The sequence below is a fragment of the Peterkaempfera podocarpi genome, assembly GCF_042466665.1.
Taxonomy (GTDB): domain Bacteria; phylum Actinomycetota; class Actinomycetes; order Streptomycetales; family Streptomycetaceae; genus Peterkaempfera; species Peterkaempfera podocarpi.
In genome coordinates this window covers 5,500,611-5,516,251 of sequence record NZ_CP162102.1, presented here as the reverse complement: position 1 = coordinate 5,516,251, position 15,641 = coordinate 5,500,611, and the positions used below count along the sequence as shown (strand labels likewise).

Annotated in this window: 12 protein-coding genes, 2 tRNA genes and 3 pseudogenes; 9 read left to right on the top strand and 8 right to left on the bottom strand. The window is 72.9% G+C overall.

Going from position 1 to position 15,641, the window contains the following annotated elements; genetic code table 11:
• Window positions 1-16: 16 nt before the first annotated feature.
• Complete coding sequence (locus AB0761_RS24310) at window positions 17-1,177, bottom strand: tyrosine-protein phosphatase (protein WP_377271258.1); 1,161 nt, start codon at window positions 1,175-1,177, stop codon at window positions 17-19.
• Window positions 1,178-1,312: 135 nt separating this feature from the next.
• Here AB0761_RS24310 and AB0761_RS24305 point away from each other — a divergent pair, with 135 nt between their 5' ends.
• Window positions 1,313-2,059 carry a GntR family transcriptional regulator gene (locus tag AB0761_RS24305; protein ID WP_377271257.1) on the top strand — a complete coding sequence of 249 codons (747 nt, stop codon included), beginning with the start codon at window positions 1,313-1,315 and terminating at the stop codon, window positions 2,057-2,059.
• Between the two features lie 94 nt (window positions 2,060-2,153).
• On the opposite strand, the gene AB0761_RS24300 is transcribed toward AB0761_RS24305, so the two are convergent.
• Entirely contained in the window at window positions 2,154-3,350 is a 1,197-nt protein-coding gene (locus AB0761_RS24300) for an acyl-CoA dehydrogenase family protein (protein ID WP_377271256.1), read from the bottom strand.
• Between the two features lie 130 nt (window positions 3,351-3,480).
• On the opposite strand from AB0761_RS24300, the gene AB0761_RS24295 reads away from it, so the two are divergent.
• Window positions 3,481-3,553, top strand: a tRNA-Lys gene (locus AB0761_RS24295).
• 65 nt (window positions 3,554-3,618) lie between these two features.
• Here the strand turns inward: AB0761_RS24295 and AB0761_RS24290 are convergent.
• Both AB0761_RS24290 and AB0761_RS24285 read right to left on the bottom strand, forming a co-directional pair.
• Window positions 3,619-4,746 (bottom strand): nitrous oxide reductase family maturation protein NosD, encoded by a 1,128-nt coding sequence (locus AB0761_RS24290; protein WP_377271255.1) that lies wholly within the window; start codon window positions 4,744-4,746, stop codon window positions 3,619-3,621.
• A 121-nt stretch (window positions 4,747-4,867) separates the two neighbouring features.
• The gene (locus tag AB0761_RS24285; protein ID WP_377271254.1) at window positions 4,868-5,233 is read right to left on the bottom strand and encodes a hypothetical protein; all 366 of its coding nucleotides are present in this window, start codon (window positions 5,231-5,233) and stop codon (window positions 4,868-4,870) included.
• Between the two features lie 103 nt (window positions 5,234-5,336).
• On the opposite strand from AB0761_RS24285, the gene AB0761_RS24280 reads away from it, so the two are divergent.
• The 4 genes and pseudogenes from AB0761_RS24280 (at window position 5,337) to AB0761_RS24265 (ending at window position 8,283) form a co-directional block, all read left to right on the top strand.
• A tRNA-Lys gene (locus AB0761_RS24280) sits at window positions 5,337-5,409 on the top strand.
• Window positions 5,410-5,556: 147 nt separating this feature from the next.
• Window positions 5,557-6,521, top strand: a pseudogene (locus AB0761_RS24275) (DMT family transporter).
• A gap of 149 nt (window positions 6,522-6,670) precedes the next feature.
• Window positions 6,671-7,504 (top strand): ParA family protein, encoded by an 834-nt coding sequence (locus tag AB0761_RS24270; protein WP_377271253.1) that lies wholly within the window; start codon window positions 6,671-6,673, stop codon window positions 7,502-7,504.
• Complete coding sequence (locus AB0761_RS24265; RefSeq protein WP_377271252.1) at window positions 7,504-8,283, top strand: ParB/RepB/Spo0J family partition protein; 780 nt, start codon at window positions 7,504-7,506, stop codon at window positions 8,281-8,283. The genes AB0761_RS24270 and AB0761_RS24265 overlap by 1 nt, the downstream gene beginning before the upstream one ends.
• 260 nt (window positions 8,284-8,543) lie before the next feature.
• Here AB0761_RS24265 and AB0761_RS24260 read toward each other — a convergent pair whose 3' ends face one another.
• Window positions 8,544-8,882, bottom strand: coding sequence for a chorismate mutase (locus AB0761_RS24260; protein WP_377271251.1), 339 nt, complete (start codon window positions 8,880-8,882; stop codon window positions 8,544-8,546).
• 331 nt (window positions 8,883-9,213) lie between these two features.
• Between AB0761_RS24260 and AB0761_RS24255 the strand changes: the two genes are divergently transcribed.
• The 3 genes from AB0761_RS24255 (at window position 9,214) to AB0761_RS24245 (ending at window position 12,691) form a co-directional block, all read left to right on the top strand.
• Window positions 9,214-9,981, top strand: coding sequence for a VOC family protein (locus tag AB0761_RS24255; RefSeq protein ID WP_377271250.1), 768 nt, complete (start codon window positions 9,214-9,216; stop codon window positions 9,979-9,981).
• Between the two features lie 93 nt (window positions 9,982-10,074).
• A complete protein-coding gene (locus tag AB0761_RS24250; RefSeq protein ID WP_377271249.1) occupies window positions 10,075-10,500 on the top strand; it encodes an OsmC family protein in 426 nt (141 codons plus the stop codon).
• A gap of 241 nt (window positions 10,501-10,741) precedes the next feature.
• A complete protein-coding gene (locus AB0761_RS24245) occupies window positions 10,742-12,691 on the top strand; it encodes a putative bifunctional diguanylate cyclase/phosphodiesterase (protein WP_377271248.1) in 1,950 nt (649 codons plus the stop codon).
• A gap of 170 nt (window positions 12,692-12,861) precedes the next feature.
• Here AB0761_RS24245 and AB0761_RS24240 read toward each other — a convergent pair.
• The 3 genes and pseudogenes from AB0761_RS24240 to AB0761_RS24230 form a co-directional block, all read right to left on the bottom strand.
• A pseudogene (locus AB0761_RS24240) lies at window positions 12,862-12,990 on the bottom strand (carbohydrate-binding protein); the annotation flags it as partial.
• A 78-nt stretch (window positions 12,991-13,068) separates the two neighbouring features.
• A pseudogene (locus AB0761_RS24235) lies at window positions 13,069-14,265 on the bottom strand (carbohydrate-binding protein); the annotation flags it as partial.
• Window positions 14,266-15,055: 790 nt separating this feature from the next.
• Window positions 15,056-15,517 (bottom strand): MarR family winged helix-turn-helix transcriptional regulator, encoded by a 462-nt coding sequence (locus AB0761_RS24230; protein ID WP_377271247.1) that lies wholly within the window; start codon window positions 15,515-15,517, stop codon window positions 15,056-15,058.
• Between the last annotated feature and the right edge of the window lie 124 nt (window positions 15,518-15,641).

The following is a 15,641-nucleotide window of genomic DNA, read 5'->3' as shown; positions in this document are numbered from 1 at the left end:
ACGGACCCGCCGGGGATCAGCCGACCAGCAGCTGCTTGCGCAGGTCGCGCAGCTCGTTCTGGCCCAGCCCGAGCCCCTGGCGCAGATAGTCGCCGAAGGACCCGTACGTGCTGGACACCTCGTCGAAGCCCGCGTTGAGGTACTCCGGTCGGACGTCCAGCAGTGCCTTGTAGGCGGGACGCATCGCCTCGGGGAGCTGCGCCAGCGCGGCCGCGTTCTCCGCGGCCCGGTAGGTATTGCTGGCCAGGTAGTCCTGCATCACGGTCTCGCGCGGCACACCGAGCGCGGTCAGTAGTGCGGCGCTCGCCCAGCCGGTGCGGTCCTTTCCGGCGGTGCAGTGGTAGACGACAGCGTCGGCGCCGTGGTCCGCAGCGGCGTCGAAGAGGGCCCGGTAGGCCTGCTGCGCGCTGTCCCCCGAGACCATCACCCGCTCGATGTCCTGCATCATCTGCGACCCCGCGGCCTCGGTGGCGGGCAGCGACGAGGTGAGGCTGTCGCCGAGGACATCCGCGACGACATAGCGGGCACCGGCCGGCACCCGGTCGGGGGACGCGGAGCGCTCGCTGGCGGTGCGGAAGTCGATGTCGGTCCGCACGCCCAGGCGGCGCAGCTCGGCGAGGTCGGCGTCGGACAGCTTGCCCAGGTCGCCGGAGCGGTAGAGGACGCCCATCCGGACCCACTGGCCGTCGGCCGTGCGGTAGCCGCCCGCGTCGCGGAAGTTGGGGGCCGAGGCCAGGTGCAGCGAGCGGTCGGCCAGGGTCAGCGGCTCACCGCGGTCGGGCACCAGCTCGAACCACCAGCGGTCGGCCGCACCCAGGCCGGAGACGGTCACGGTGGTGGTACCGCTGCCGCCGGCGACCGCGTGCCGGCGCTGGATGTGCTGCTGGTCGCGGCCCGCGTACACGGTGACATGCCGGACACCGGGGGCGGACCAGCTGAGGGTGAAGGAGCCGTCGGCCTGCTGGGTCACGGTGGCGGCGGTGAAGGGGATGGCGTGTGCGGTCGCCGGGTGCCGGTGGGCGGCGCTGGATGCCGGCGAGTGCCCGGGGGCGGCCGCGGCGGGCACGGCGGCTGCGGCGGACGCACCGAGGGCGAGCGCACCGGTGAGGCAGGCGGCGGCCAGTCGGCGGCTGCGGGGAGCCGGGGTGGATGCGCTCGGGCGCTTGGCTGCGGACATGAGATCTCCCAGGTCAGAGGCGACATCTATACGTCTAGATCCCTGGAATGACGCGAGGTCCTCGCCGTCCGGTCGGGCGGATGAACGCCAGATGTCGTCAAGGGGGACGCCGACCGCTGCCCTAGACTTCGTCGGGTGTTGCAGCGCCATGGCTCCGCACCCCTGTATCTGCAGCTCGCCCGGCATCTGCAGCGGCGGATCGACAGCGGGGAGATCCCCTCGGGGGCGCGGCTGCCCAGTGAGTCCGAGCTGTCCGCCCAGTACGCCGTCAACCGCCTCACCGTCCGGCAGGCCATCGGCGAGCTGGAACGGGCGGGGACCGTCGAGATCCGGCGGGGCATCGGGACCTTTGTGCGCACCCCGCTGCCCCAGGTCTCCGTCCAGGTCGACCCCCGGAGTCAGCGGGTGGACCCCGGCGGCCCCCACCAGGGCCCGCCGCCCGATCCGGAGACGGCCCGGGTGGAACGGGTCGTGGCCACCTCACCGGCCGCCGAGGGGGAGGCAGCCCGCGTACTGGGGCTTCCGCCCGAGCGTCTCAGCCGCATCGACACCCTGGTCGAACCCGCGTCCGGCCCGCTCGCCGTGAGCAGCTACTGGGTGGACAGCGCACTGCTGCCCGCCCTGCTGCCCGCCATGGAGGCGACCGGAAACCTGGCGGCCGCCCTCCAGCAGGTCCTGGGCGCCCCGGTGGAGTACGACTGGCGGGCCTTCTCCGCCACTGCCGCGGATCTGGACGACGCCCCCCTGCTGGGCGTCCCCACCGGCCACCCGCTGCTGGTCCGGGAGGGGGTCAGCTGCATGCCCGACGGCGCGCCGGTCTACTTCGTCAGGCGCCGGCTGCGCGGCGACGCCATCCGCTTCGTGCTGAACTACCGCGACTGACACGTCCGTCGCGACTGAGCCGGCCGGAGCGGCGGCCTCATTCCGCCGCTCCGCGCCGCCGCTGCCGGACCGCGGCCCGGCAGCGGCGCGGCGCTCAGTGGAAGGCGTCCAGACCGGTGAGGGCCTTGCCGACGATCAACTGGTGCATCTCCACCGTCCCCTCGTAGGTGAGCACCGACTCCAGGTTGGCGGCATGCCGCATGACGGGGTACTCATGGCTGATCCCGTTGGCGCCCAGGACGGTCCGGGCCGCACGCGCGATCCCCATCGCCTCCCGGACGTTGTTGAGCTTGCCGTAGCTGACCTGCTCGGGGCGCAGCCGCCCGGCGTCCATTCGGCGGCCCAGATGCAGCGCCAGCAGCAGCGCCTTCTGCAGCTCCAGCGACATGTCGGCCAGCTTGGCCTGGGTGAGCTGGAAGCCGCCGATCGGCCTGCCGAACTGCTCCCGGGTGGTCGCATAGTCCAACGCGGTCTCAAAACAGCTGCGCCCGGCGCCGACCGCTCCCCAGACGATGCCGTACCGGGCCTGGTTGAGGCAGCTCAGCGGCCCGCGCAGCCCGATGACGTCGGGCAGTGCCGCGTCTGCGGGCAGCCGCACCCCGTCGAGCACCAGCTCACTGGTGACGGAGGCGCGCAGCGAGGCCTTGTGCCTGATCTCGGGCGCGGAGAAGCCGGGGGTGCCGGCCGGTACCAGGAAGCCGCGTACGCCTTCGTCGGTACGCGCCCACACCACAGCGACCCCGGCCACCGAGCCATTGGTGATCCACATCTTGCGGCCGTCGAGCACCCAGTCGCCGCCGGCCTCCCGCTTGGCGCGGGTCCGCATGGACGCCGGGTCGGAGCCGTGGTCGGGTTCGGTGAGGCCGAAGCAGCCGATCACCTCGCCGGACGCCATGGCGGGCAGCCACTGCTGCTTCTGCTGCTCCGAGCCCCAGCGGTGGATGGCGTACATGGCGAGCGAACCCTGCACCGACACCAGGGAGCGGATCCCCGAGTCGCAGGCCTCCAGCTCCAGGCAGGCCAGGCCGTACTGGACCGCCGAGGCGCCGGCGCAGCCGTAGCCCTCCAGATGCATCCCGAGGGCCCCCAGCTGCCCCAGCTCCCGGGCCAGCTCGCGGATCTCGGGCAGCTCACCGCGCTCGAACCAGTCGGCGATCCGCGGTGCGACCCGCTCGGCGCACCAGCGCCGCACCGTGTCGCGTACGGCGCGCTCCTCGTCGTCCAGCAGGTCGTCGACGCCCAGCGGGTCGCGCGGGTCGAAGGCGGGGGGCGGCGCGGACAGGGCGCTCATGGACGGCTCCTCGGCGGTCTGAGGGCGGACGGAGGCTGAGGGCCACGCTCGCAGGTCGGGCCGTGTGCGTCGAGTCGGGGTCCGATTCGGTGATCCGGCCGGAGTCCGTGTAAAGTCGTCGCGTCAGCGGGCGCCGCTAGCTCAACTGGCAGAGCAGCTGGCTCTTAACCAGCGGGTTCGGGGTTCGAGTCCCTGGCGGCGCACAGACAGTGAGGGCCCCTCTCCCACGGGAGAGGGGCCCTCACCGCTTCCGGGCGCCGGCTGCGGCTCAGCAGCGGCCGGTGGGCTCGGAGACGGTACAGGTGTTGGCGGTGAAGACGTTGCCGGTGCCCTTGTCGCGGTCGGCGAGGTCGGCGGTCTTGTTCCCCTTCAGGGTGTTGCGCTCGATGGTGTTCCCCTTGTTGGGGATGCCCACGACGCTGGGGTACAGCACGATGCCGCCGGACATCGGCACGGTGCCCATGTTGTCCCGGATGTCGTTGCCGGTGACCGTGGTCTGCTCCACACCCGTGAGCACGATCCCGGCGCCCTGGATGACCGGGAGGCGGGGGGTCGCGGCGCAGGAGCGGTTGTTGGCCCGGACCTGGTTGTCACGGACGGTGAGGTGACCGGCCCTCGGCACGCCCTCGTCGCCCACCACGAAGATCCCTCCGCAGTTGTCCGTCACGGTGTTGTGCTCCACCGTCAGATTGCGCAGCCGCCGCAGGGTGATGCCGATCCGGTTCCCCGACACATGGTTGCCGGAGACCAGGGCGCCCGCGTCGTCGGTGGCACCGCCCTCCTCGCTGACCGTGTTGGCAAGGAAGATCCCGGTCTCCTTGTTGTTCCTGGCGGTGTTGTCCTGGAAGACGCCGCGCACCGACTTGTCCTGCCGGATGCCGTGCTCGCCGTTGCCCACCGCCTGTACGCCCCGCACCAGCAGCCCGTCGGTCTCGGTGGCCATCAGGCCGTCCTTGGTGAAGCCCGACACCGACAGCGACATGATGCGGACACCGGTCAGCCGGTGACCGGCGGTGCCGGTGACGCAGAGGCCGTGCCCGGCCTTGGCGCACTCGCTGCTGCCGGGCTGCGCGTCAGGGGTGATCACCGTGGCGGGGCCCGCCCCCTGGATGGTGATGCCGGCGGTGTGCACCTGCACGCTGCCGCGAAAGGTCCCGGCGGGGATGGTGACAGTGTCGCCCGGCTTGGCGAGGTCGACGGCCTGCTGGATCGAGCCGCCCTGGGGGACGGCATGGACCACCCCGTCCTGGCCGGAGGGCGTCGAGCCGCCCAGGTCGAGGGCGCCGACGCCGGCGGCGGCCGCCACGGCGAGGGCTGACACGCCGGCAGCCCCGGCGAAGTACTTGAACTTGCGATGGCGCACGATGGCGACCTGCTTCCTGGAGCTTGCGGACATCTACGGACGCAACCGCCCGCACCCGCACGAAGCTATGCAGCACACCACCGGCCCGCACCCCGGGTGACACGCAGGGTGCACCGGGTGACGGCCGACCGGCCCAGCCACCCCCCGTCCCGGCTCAGTGGTCGGCCCGGCGCACCTCACCGCCGGGGCCGACCACATACACGTCCAGCGCCAGCGCCTCCCTGACCTGCGGGAGCACCCTCAGAGCCGCATCGAGCGCATCCTCCGGCACGACCACCGCGTAGCGGCTGCTGGGCACCCCGTCCATCCGGCGCAGCAGCCGCCCGTAGGCCGTGTCGAGGTCCGGCCCCGGGTCGGTGGTGTCGCTCTGGATCTCCACCAGCAGCCTGGCGCCGTCGGAGTGCCAGGCCTCGATGTCGACGCAGTCCTGCGTGCAGCTCTCCTCGAGGATCTTCCAGCCGTGGGTGCGCAGCCAGCCCACGAAGGCGCCGCACATCCGCTGTCCTTCTCCGCTGCCCATGGCCTCAGGATGCGGCAGCGTGGCCTCCGACGCGAGCGACCGGGTGCGGCGGGCCGCCGGGCGTGGGACCAGCGCGGATACGGTAGAGTTTCGTCGTCGGTGAGCGCCGCTAGCTCAACTGGCAGAGCAGCTGGCTCTTAACCAGCGGGTTCGGGGTTCGAGTCCCTGGCGGCGCACAGACAGTGAGGGCCCTTCCGGTCGGGAGGGCCCTCAGTCGTTCGCACACCAGGCCAACCCGGTTGAGCTGCGAGAATGACCGGATGCACGACTCTCAGAGGCGCAGTCCGACCGCGCCGCGCTCCGCCAGGTCCACCGGGCTGGCCCTGGCCCTGGTCTCCGCTCTGGCCTTCGGCGGCTCGGGCACCGCCGCCAAACCGCTGATCGCCGCAGGTCTGAGCCCCCTGCATGTGGTGTGGCTGCGGGTGGCCGGTGCGGCACTGGTGCTGCTGCCGGTGGCGGTGCGGCACCGGGGGGTGCTGCTGCGGCGGCCGGGGCTGCTGGTGGGGTTCGGCTGCTGGCGGTGGCCGGCGTCCAGGCGTTCTACTTCGCCGCCATCGCCCGGATCCCGGTGGGGGTGGCGCTGCTCATCGAGTACCTGGGGCCGCCGCTGCTGCTGGGCTGGGTACGGCTGGTGCAGCGCAGGCCGGTGAGCCGGGCGTCGGCGTTCGGCGCGCTGCTGGCGGTGAGCGGACTGGCGTGCGTGGTCGAGGTGTGGGCGGGGCTGAGCTTCGACGCGGTCGGGGTGCTGCTGGCGCTGGGCGCGGCCTGCTGCCAGGTGGGGTACTTCGTGCTGGGGGACGCGGGCAGCGACGGGGAGGATCCGGTCGATCCGCTGGCGGTGTCCGCCTATGGACTGCTGGTGGGAGCGGTGGTGCTGACCGCTGTCGCCCGCCCCTGGGAGATGCGCTGGCAGCTGCTGGACGGCTCGGTGCCGATGGGGGACTCCCGGGTGCCGGCCCTGCTGCTGGTGGGCTGGGTGATCCTGGTGGCGACCGTGCTGGCGTATCTGACCGGAGTGGTGTCGGTGCGGCGGCTGTCGCCGCCGGTCGCGGGGGTGGTGGCCTGCCTGGAGGCAGTGGTCGCCACCGTGGCGGCCTGGGTGCTGCTGGGCGAGAAGCTGGGTGTCCCGCAGGTGGTCGGCGGTCTGATGGTGCTGGCGGGCGCGCTGATCGCACAGACCTCCGCCCCGGCCGGGGAACCGGTCCTGGAGCAGTCGCTGCCGGTGGTCGTGGCGGACCCGCCGGCCGAGGTGGCCGCTGTGGGCGGCAGCCGTCGCGGCGACACCTGACCGCGACACCCGACTGCGACACCCGACTGCGACACCCGACTGCGACACCTGAGCACGACACCGGGCATGGGTGCGGCCTGTGCGACGGTCGCACTGTCACAGTGGCCATACATCCCTAATGTCCGATTCGAGAGGTTCAGGGACGGCCCATGGCCCATGTGCATGTGATCCTCAACCAGAAGGGCGGGGTGGGGAAGTCCACCCTCACCGTCAACCTCGCCGCCGTCACCGCCGATGTGCTCGGCCGCACGGAGGGCGAGGCTCCACCGGTGGTCGCGGTCTCCATCGACCCACAGGGCTCCGCGGCCTGGTGGTCGGAGCGGGTGGGCGACGGCCTGCCGTTCGACTTCGTGCAGGCGCACGACGACCCGGCGGGGCTCGCGTCGCTGCATCTGATCCCCTCCGCCCGCCATGTCTTCGTGGACACCCCGGGCTGGCTGGACCTCTCCGGCACCGCGGGTGCGAACGGCTGCCCGCTGGGCGACGGTCCCGCCGCCGACGCCCTGCGGGCGGTCCTGGACCACGCCCACGACGTGATCGTGCCGATCGAGCCCGAGCCCCTGGGCTTTGAACCCACCCGGCGGACCATCGAACGGGTCGTCAGGCCCCGGGGGCTGCCCTTCCGGGTGGTGGTCAACAACTGGGACCCCCGGGACGGCCGCGCCGACCTCGACCAGACCAGGGCATTCGTCCAGGCCCAGGGGTGGCCGATGGCACGCACCGTGGTCCGTCACTACAAGCTGCACACCCGGGCCTCGGCCGACGGCCTGGTGGTCACCCAGTACGGCGGCAACCGGGTCGCCCTGCAGGCCAGGGAGGACTTCTTCCGCCTCGCCCTGGAGGTCGGCCTGGGTGCGGCCGTACCCGCCCCCGCCGGACCGCCGGACCGGTCGGCGGGCCCGCCGCGCAGCCGCGGGCCCGCGGACCGGTCCCGGCCGCCGCGGGGACGCCGGGCGGCCGCCGGGCGCACGGAGGTGGCGTGATGGGCCGCCGTACCGACCTCGCCACCCTGCTCACTCCCGGCACCCCGGACTCCGCCGCACCCCGCCACCCGGTCGTCCTGCCGCTCACCGCCCTCGCCGAGAACCCCGGCAATCCCCGCTCGGAACTGCGCGACCTCGACGGACTCGCCGAGACCCTGCGCGAGCGCGGGGTGCTCCAGCCGCTGGGCGTGGTCAGCCGGGAGGCGTTCCTCGCCGACCATCCGCAGCACCGCGCCGCCGTGGGCGACGCCCCTTATGTGGTGCTGCACGGCCACCGCCGGCTGGCCGCCGCCCGGCTCGCCGGTCTCACCGAGGTCCCGGTGCATGTACGGGCGGACGCCGGCCGCTCCGACGAGGACGCCCTGATCGAGAACGTCCAGCGGGACGATCTCACCGAGCTGGAGCAGGCCCACGCGATCCAGCGGCTGGTGGACGCCTGCGGCTACTCGCAGCGTGAGCTGGCCGGGCGGCTCGGCAAGTCCCAGGGGTTTATCTCCCAGCGGCTCGCCCTGCTGCGGCTGCGACCCGAGCTCCAGCGGGCGCTGGCCGAGGGCCTTCTCCCGGTGGAGGACGCCCGGCGGATCGCCCGGCTCCCCCAGGAACGGCAGTCCCTGCCCGCGCCCGCCGTACGCACCCGGCGTGCGGTGGGGCCACCGGCGCCCCGGCGTGATTACGCCGTAATCACCCTGGACACCCCGGAGAACATCGCGGCCGCGCTGCGCCGGCATCTGGCCCCACGGCTGCTGGACCGGCTGATCGTGCTGCTCGCGGACGGCTGACGGCGCCCCTCGCAGACCGGCCCCGCACCATCAGGCGTCCGCCGGGGTGCGGGGCGGCTGCGGGGCCCGGCCCCGCGAGCACCGCGGCAAGGCCGGGACGGCTCCCGGCCGGCGGCGCGGCGCCTCCACAGCGCCCGGCCGGACGGACGCCCGTACGGCACGGCGGCACGGCGGCACGGCGGCACGGCGGCACGGCGGCACGGCGGCACGGCGGCACAGCGGCATCCGGTCCGACCGCGCCCGCCGGACCCGACGGCCCGTCAGGAGCGCGCGATGGCCTCGTGGTGGCGGATGACCTCGGCGATGATGAAGTTGAGGAACTTCTCGGCGAAGACCGGGTCCAGATGGGCCTCCGAGGCCAGGCCGCGCAGCCGCTCGATCTGCTGCCGCTCACGGCCCGGGTCGGCGGGGGGCAGCTTGTGGCGGGCCTTGAGCCGGCCGACCTGCTGGGTCGCCTTGAAGCGCTCGGCGAGCATATGGACCACGGCGGCGTCGATGTTGTCGATCGACTGCCGGAGCCGGGTCAGCTCGGCTTGCACCTCCTGGTCCACCTCGTCCACGGAGTTGCCGCCGGGAGGGGTCTGGGGCTGGTCCGTCATCGTGGCTGCTCCGGGCCGGTGCGGGGGCTTAGGGCGGACGCCACAGTAACAAGCATCGGGCCGCGGGGCCCGTCTCTGTCCGAGGAGTGGGAACCGCGCGCCCACCCGCCGGACGGGTGCGCGGGGCTCCCACGGGCATTCCGGCGCGGCGCCGCCCGGCACCGTCCACCCCCGTCGCGCAGGTGCGGGGCTGCTGCCCCGGTCGGCGGCGGTGCGGTTGCGGACCGCTCCGGGCAGCCGGATCCTGGGCTCGCGGAACGTCCACGCGCGCTTGCGGGAAGTGATCTGCCCGGGAGCGCGGAAGAAACCGGAGCCTCAAGGAAGAGACCCCATGCCCCCACGCGACTCCTACCCCGACGGCGCCCCCTGCTGGGCGGATCTGACCACCCCCGACGTCCAGGCCGCCCGGGACTTCTACGGACCGGTGCTGGGTTGGGAGTTCCAGGACCTGGGCGCCGAGATGGGCGGGTACACCATGTGCCTCAGCGGCGGTAAGCGGGTGGCCGGGCTGATGCCCCCGCCGCCGGGTGCCGAGTCCATGCCGGCGATGTGGAACGTCTATCTGGCCACCTCTGACCTGGACAGCGTGTACGGCAAGGTGGCCGAGGCGGGCGGCAAGCCGGTGATGGGGCCGCACGAGGTGCCCGGCGCGGGCCGGATGGCGTTCGCCTTCGACCCGGACGAGGCCTCCTTCGGGCTCTGGGAGGCGGGCGGCCACACGGGTGCCGAGCTGTTCGCCGAGCCGGGCGCGATGTGCTGGCACGAGCTCAACACCCCGTCGGCGGAGACCGCCGACCTCTTCTACCGGACGCTCTTCCCGTACAAGCAGGAGCAGATCGGCGACGGCCGGGAGTTCGACTACACCGCGTGGAAGGTGCCCGGCAGCGGCGACTCGCCGGTCTGCGGCCGCTACCGGACGGATGTGGGGCATCCGTACTGGTCGGTCTATCTCGCCGTCCCCGACGCCGATACGGCGGCGGAGGCGGTGCAGCGGCTGGGCGGGCGCCTGGTGCGCGAGCCCTTCGACTCCCCGCACGGGCGGATGGTTCCCAGCACCGATCCGGCCGGTGCCCGGCTGACTCTCTGCCAACTCCCCTGAGGTCAGCGGTATCACGGACGTTCGGACATAGGGTGGGGCCGGACCCGCCTTTCGCATCGCATGGCCCACACCCAGCAGCAGGAGGAACCGCTCGTGGCGACGACACGCACCGCTCACACCGCCTGGGAAGGCAGCCTGACCCAGGGCAAGGGGGTCGTGACCTTCGACTCCTCCGGGATCGGCGACTTCCCGGTCTCCTGGCCGGCCCGCTCGGAGGAGCCCAATGGGAAGACCAGCCCGGAGGAGCTGATCGCGGGCGCCCACTCGGCCTGCTTCTCCATGGCACTCTCGCACGGCCTGACCGGCGCCGGGACTCCGCCGGCCACGCTGGAGACCAAGGCGGAGGTGACCTTCCAGCCGGGTACCGGGATCACGGGCATCCATCTGACGGTCACCGGCGACGTGCCGGGGCTGGACGAAGCCGCCTTCGTCAAGGCGGCCGAGGACGCCAAGGCCAACTGCCCAGTCAGCCAGGCACTGTCCGGCACCACCATCACCCTCACCGCCCGGCTGGCCTGACGGCCTCCGGGACACCGTCCGACCTCCGCGTACGCCCCGGGCGCGAATCGCGAGATCCGCGCCGGGGGCGCACCGGCAAGGGTGCATATCACTGCAGACCACCATGGACCGCCCGGATTTCCATGGCTCACGGATCACCCGACGCCCTATGATCCCTGGGCGTGCGAGCGGAATGTCCGTTCCGCACCACCTGTCGGCTGTGACTGCGAGCAGTGGACGGGGGCATGCCGTGCGAGGCCGGATGGAGGGGGCCGACGCACACCGGGGGGCCGAAGCGCACGACGGGACCGACATGTACGACGGCGCCGATGTCCACGAGAGCTCCGACTGCCCGGCCACCGGGCCGGCGGGCTCGCTGCCCGCGCCCATGTCGCTGCAGGAGGCGCCGCCGGGCCGCAGCCCCGCGGAGATCGTCTGCCCCTCCTGCGACACCCCGCTGCACGGGGTCAACGAGCGGCTTCGGGACGCCCTTCAGGCCAGCGAGTCGCGGTTCCGCGCAGCCTTCGCCGACGCCGGCATCGGCATGGCGCTGGTGGACTCCGAGGACTGCATCATCGAGGCCAACCCCGCGCTGGCGGCCATGGTCGGCCGGGAGGTCTCCGAGCTGGTGCGGATGCACATCCACCGGTTCATCGATCCCGAGGAGTCCGCCCGCCGCCTCTACCTCGACCTGGTGGCCGGGGAGCGCGACCGGCTGCGGATCGAGAAGCGGCTGAAGCACCGCGACGGCGGGACCGTCTGGACCAACATCACCATCTCACTGATCAGGGACGGCGACGGCCGCCCCCTCTACACCCTGGCCATGGTGGAGGACGTCACCGAGCAGCGCCGCCTCGGCGACCGGCTGCACTACCAGTCGCTGCACGACCCGCTGACCCGGCTGCCCAACCGCTCCTACTTCTTCGAGCGCCTGGCCACCGCCTGCGAGTCCACCGCTTCCGAACGCCGCCGGGTCGGCCTGTGCTACCTGGACCTGGACGGCTTCGCCGCGGTCAACGACACCCTCGGCCACCACATCGGCGACGAACTGCTGGTCGCCGTGGCCACCCGGCTGGAGCGGCACTTCGCAGGCAGCGGACGGCTGGTGGCGCGCCTCGGTGGCGACGAGTTCGCCGTGCTGGTACCCGACAGCGAGGGCGGCGACCAGCTCACCGGGCTTGCCGCCGAGCTGCTGCAGGTGCTGGACCGGCCGTTCGACGTGGCCGGACACCGGCTGGCGGTCACCGCCAGCATCGGCGTGGTGGAGCGCCCGGTACGCGGCACCACCCCCACCGAGCTGGTGAAGGACGCCGACGCCACCCTGTACTGGTCCAAGGCCGACGGCCGGGCCCGCTGGACGCTGTACGACCCCGACCGCGGCGCCCACCAGATGACCCGCCAGCTGCTGGCGACCGCGCTGCGGCCCGCGCTGGAGCGGGGGGAGTTCGCGGTGGAGTTCCAGCCGCTGGTGGGCCTCGCGGACGGGCGGGTGCACGGCGCGGAGGCGCTGGTCCGCTGGCGGCACCCGCGGTTCGGCACCCTCTCCCCGGACCGCTTCATCCCGCTGGCCGAGGAGACGGGGGCGATCGTGCCGCTGGGCAAGTGGGTACTGGAGGAGTCCTGCCGCCAGGCCCGCCACTGGCTGGACGAGTTCCCCTCGGCGGAGGTCTTCGTCAGCGTCAACCTGGCGGTGCGCCAGGTGTGGGACTCCGATGTGGTCGCCGACGTCGCCGAGGTGCTGGAGCGCACCGGCCTTCCCCCGCGGCTGCTCCAGCTGGAGCTGACCGAGAGTGCGGTGATGGGCCCGGCGGGCCGTCCGCTCCAGGCCCTGCAGGCGCTCGCCGACATGGGGGTGCGCATCGCCATCGACGACTTCGGCACCGGCTACTCCAACCTGGCGTATCTGTCGCGGCTGCCGGTGCATGTGCTCAAGCTGGACGGCACCTTTGTGGAGGGGTTCCGCGACCAGGGCGGTGCCCGGCGGGAGGCCGACGAGAAGATCGTCTCAGCGATGGTGCGGCTCGCCCATGCGCTCGGCCTCACGGTGACCGCCGAGGGCGTCGAGAGCGCGGTGCAGGCGGAGCGGCTCCGGGCCACCGGCTGCGACACCGCACAGGGCTGGTACTTCGCCCGGCCGGGACCGCCCCACCGGGTGGTCCGGATGCTGCGTGAGGGCCCCTGGCCGGCGGGCGGCGCAGCGGTTCCGGTCTGACGGCGCCGAGCGCGGGGCGCGCCCGGCCGGCCGGACCGGGTCATCGGACATGCCGGGGCGCGGGACCCCGTGCGCTCGACCCTCCGCCGGGCGGCGGGCCTTGCGCGCGGTCCCCCGCGCCGGGGTCCGTGCGGGGTCGCTCCAGGCAGCGACCCCGCACGTCCCCGGGGTCAGCAGGCGCCGTTGTCGGTCCAGACGGCCTGGCTGTTGTTGCCCGGGATGTCGCCCTGGGTCCACCACTTCGCGGTCCAGTTGTGGCCGTTGTAGGAGACCACCGCACCGCCGTTGTAGGCCGTGGCGCTGTTCCACGCCGCAGCGGTGCAGCTGCCGGTGCCACCCGTGGTCGTCGTCCCACCCGTGGTCGTCGTGCCACCCGTGCAGGCACCGTTGTCGGTCCAGACATCCTGACTGCCGCCCGGGACGTCACCCTGGGTCCACCACTTCGCGGTCCACTGGTGCCCGTTGTACGACACCACCGCACCGCCGGTGTACGCCGTCGCACTGTTCCACGCCGCAGCGGTGCAGCTGCCGGTGCCACCCGTGGTGGTACCCCCGGTCGTCGTCCCACCCGTGGTCGTGGTCCCACCCGTGGTGGTACCGGTGGGCGGGGTGGCGCCGGCGAACCGCACCGAGTACTTGGCGAAGTCCCAGGACGCCTGCGCCACGCTGCTGCAGGTACCGGAGGTCTGGCCGTTGTTGTCCGGGGTGGCGCACTGGCGGTCGCGGTTGAGCGACCAGAAGGTGTAGCGGGCCAGCTTGTGCGAGGTGGCGTAGTCCAGCACCTGCTGGAAGTCGGCCTGGTAGAAGTACTCGCCGCTGTCGCTGCGCCCGTTCATCATGGAGACGCCCTCATGGGCGTAGGCGGTGGCGGCGTCCCAGCCGAAGGTGGTGCGCAGCAGACCGTTGAACGCCTCCAGCGCACTGATCTGCGACGCAGCCCCGTTGAAACCCCCGTCGAAGGGCATGATCGAGAAGTTGGCCGGGGTGAAGCCCTGCGACTTGGCCTCATTGAGCATCTGCTGGCCGAACCAGCCGGTGCCGGCCGTGGTGCCGGCCGTGGTCACCGAGACATAGAGCCCGGAGTTGTTGCTCTGGAGGATCTTGGCGGCGCCGATCTCATTGTGGATGGCGGCGGTGTTCTCGTACTCCGGCTCCTCCAGGTCGAAGTCGATCGCCTTCAGCTGGTACTTGTCGATCACCTGCTGGTATGCGGCGGCGGTCGCCTCCGGGGTGCCGCAGGTCTGGCCGAGCTTGGTGCCGCCGTAACCGCCGATGGAGACCGAGACGTCACCGCCCGCCGCACGGATGGAGCTGATGACGCCGGCGACCTGGGTGTCCGAGGAGACCGCGGCGGAGCCGTCCCAGGTGGGCGAGCAGCCGCCGCCGCTGGGCGCCAGGATGAAGGCCAGCTGGAAGGCCTTCAGCCCGGAGGCCGACATGATGTCGGTGGCGCTCGGCGGGTTGTTGTCACGCGGCATCAGATACGGTGCCGCCGCATACCAGTTGGAGCCGAGCGCAGCCGGTGCCGCTGCGGCGGTGGACGCCTCCGCTGAGCCGCTCTGGAAGGCGGTCAGCAGGCCGGTGGCGACGAGCGCTGCCGCGCCGGCGACTGCCGTCGCCCTGCGGAAGCGGCCGGGGACCCGGTGGGCGGGGGATTGCGTGGTGCGCGAGGTGCGCGGCACGGGGGGCCTCCTCGTGGGGGAGAGGGGGAATGCGCCGTACCCGACGCTCCGGGGGAGGAGCGCCTACGGGTTTCCGGCGGCCCCAGAGTGGCGGTGATGTCCGAGCCACGTCAATAGATTGGACTAGACCTAGGGCTAGACCAATTTCCGCGGCCGACCGCCCTTCTGCGCCCTCTGCGCTACGCCTGACCTGTCCGGACGCAGCCTCCGCAGCCGGATGAAGCCACCCGACCACGGTCGATGCCACGGCGGGCGGCGCCGATTCCACGGGGCCGCGCCGAACACCCGGGAGTCCGCTCCGGGGTCACCGCGCTCCGGGCGAAGCCACCACTGGTGGCACACCCGCACAGGGCAAGCATCAGAAAGGCCGCCCGCTGGGCAGGCATGCGCACCATTCCGAAGGCCGTCCGGCATCGCCCCGGCCAGTACCGCCAGGTCCGGGAGCAGCGGCCGCAGCCGACCGGACCGCGGTCGGCCCTCGCCTGCCCCGTCCCAGGCGGAGAGCCGGGCGGGCACCCCGGGACCACCCGGCAGCCGGACCGGCCCCAAAACGCCGCCGCACCCGCGGTGGCCGTGCTCCCGCCCTGCGCGGAGGCGCCAGGCGTGGGCGGAGGCGCCAGGCGTGGGCGGCGTCACCCTCGGCCCCGGTGTGCGGATGCGGGGCGGGCTCGGCTCCCGGCGCTCAGCCCACCCGGGCCGGCGGCTTGGGAAGCGCCGCCAGGGCGCCGACAAGGGGGGCAAGCTCTGGCAGCTCCGCGGACTCCGCCAGGGCACGGGCGAGGGCCTCGTCATGAGTGGGCCGGGCGCTCTCCAGCAGCTCACGGCCGGCCTGGGTGACCTCGGTGTAGATACCCCGGCGGTCGGTGTCGCAGAGATAGCGGGCAAGCAGGCCGCGCTCCTCCAGCCGGGTGACCAGCCGGGTGGTGGCGCTCTGGCTGAGCACCACGGCGCGGGCCAGCTGCTGCATACGCATGTGCCAGCCGTCCTGACGGGCGAGGGCGTCCAGCACGGTGTACTCCACGACGGACAGCTCGTGGCCCCGCTGCAGCGCCTTCTCCAGGGTGTCCTCGATCCGGCCGTGCAGTGCGGCCAGGGTGCGCCAGCCCTGGGCTCGGACCTCGGCGGCGTCGTCGGCGATGCCCATCCGGGGGCCTCCTAACTCTCCGGTCCCCAGCTTAACTCGCGTGGCGCCATAGAGCGCGAAGACAATTTTTGCAGACGCAAGGCCACGCTCGAAGCTCTCGGTGCCGGTTTCACCGGCGGAGCAC

Coding starts and splice junctions, on each gene's coding strand:
- AB0761_RS24310 (WP_377271258.1), bottom strand. CDS start 1,177: ATGTCCGCAGCCAAGCGCCCGAGCGCATCCACCCCGGCTCCCCGCAGC.
- AB0761_RS24300 (WP_377271256.1), bottom strand. CDS start 3,350: ATGAGCGCCCTGTCCGCGCCGCCCCCCGCCTTCGACCCGCGCGACCCG.
- AB0761_RS24290 (WP_377271255.1), bottom strand. CDS start 4,746: ATGTCCGCAAGCTCCAGGAAGCAGGTCGCCATCGTGCGCCATCGCAAG.
- AB0761_RS24285 (WP_377271254.1), bottom strand. CDS start 5,233: ATGGGCAGCGGAGAAGGACAGCGGATGTGCGGCGCCTTCGTGGGCTGG.
- AB0761_RS24270 (WP_377271253.1), top strand. CDS start 6,671: ATGGCCCATGTGCATGTGATCCTCAACCAGAAGGGCGGGGTGGGGAAG.
- AB0761_RS24265 (WP_377271252.1), top strand. CDS start 7,504: ATGGGCCGCCGTACCGACCTCGCCACCCTGCTCACTCCCGGCACCCCG.
- AB0761_RS24260 (WP_377271251.1), bottom strand. CDS start 8,882: ATGACGGACCAGCCCCAGACCCCTCCCGGCGGCAACTCCGTGGACGAG.
- AB0761_RS24255 (WP_377271250.1), top strand. CDS start 9,214: ATGCCCCCACGCGACTCCTACCCCGACGGCGCCCCCTGCTGGGCGGAT.
- AB0761_RS24245 (WP_377271248.1), top strand. CDS start 10,742: ATGGAGGGGGCCGACGCACACCGGGGGGCCGAAGCGCACGACGGGACC.
- AB0761_RS24230 (WP_377271247.1), bottom strand. CDS start 15,517: ATGGGCATCGCCGACGACGCCGCCGAGGTCCGAGCCCAGGGCTGGCGC.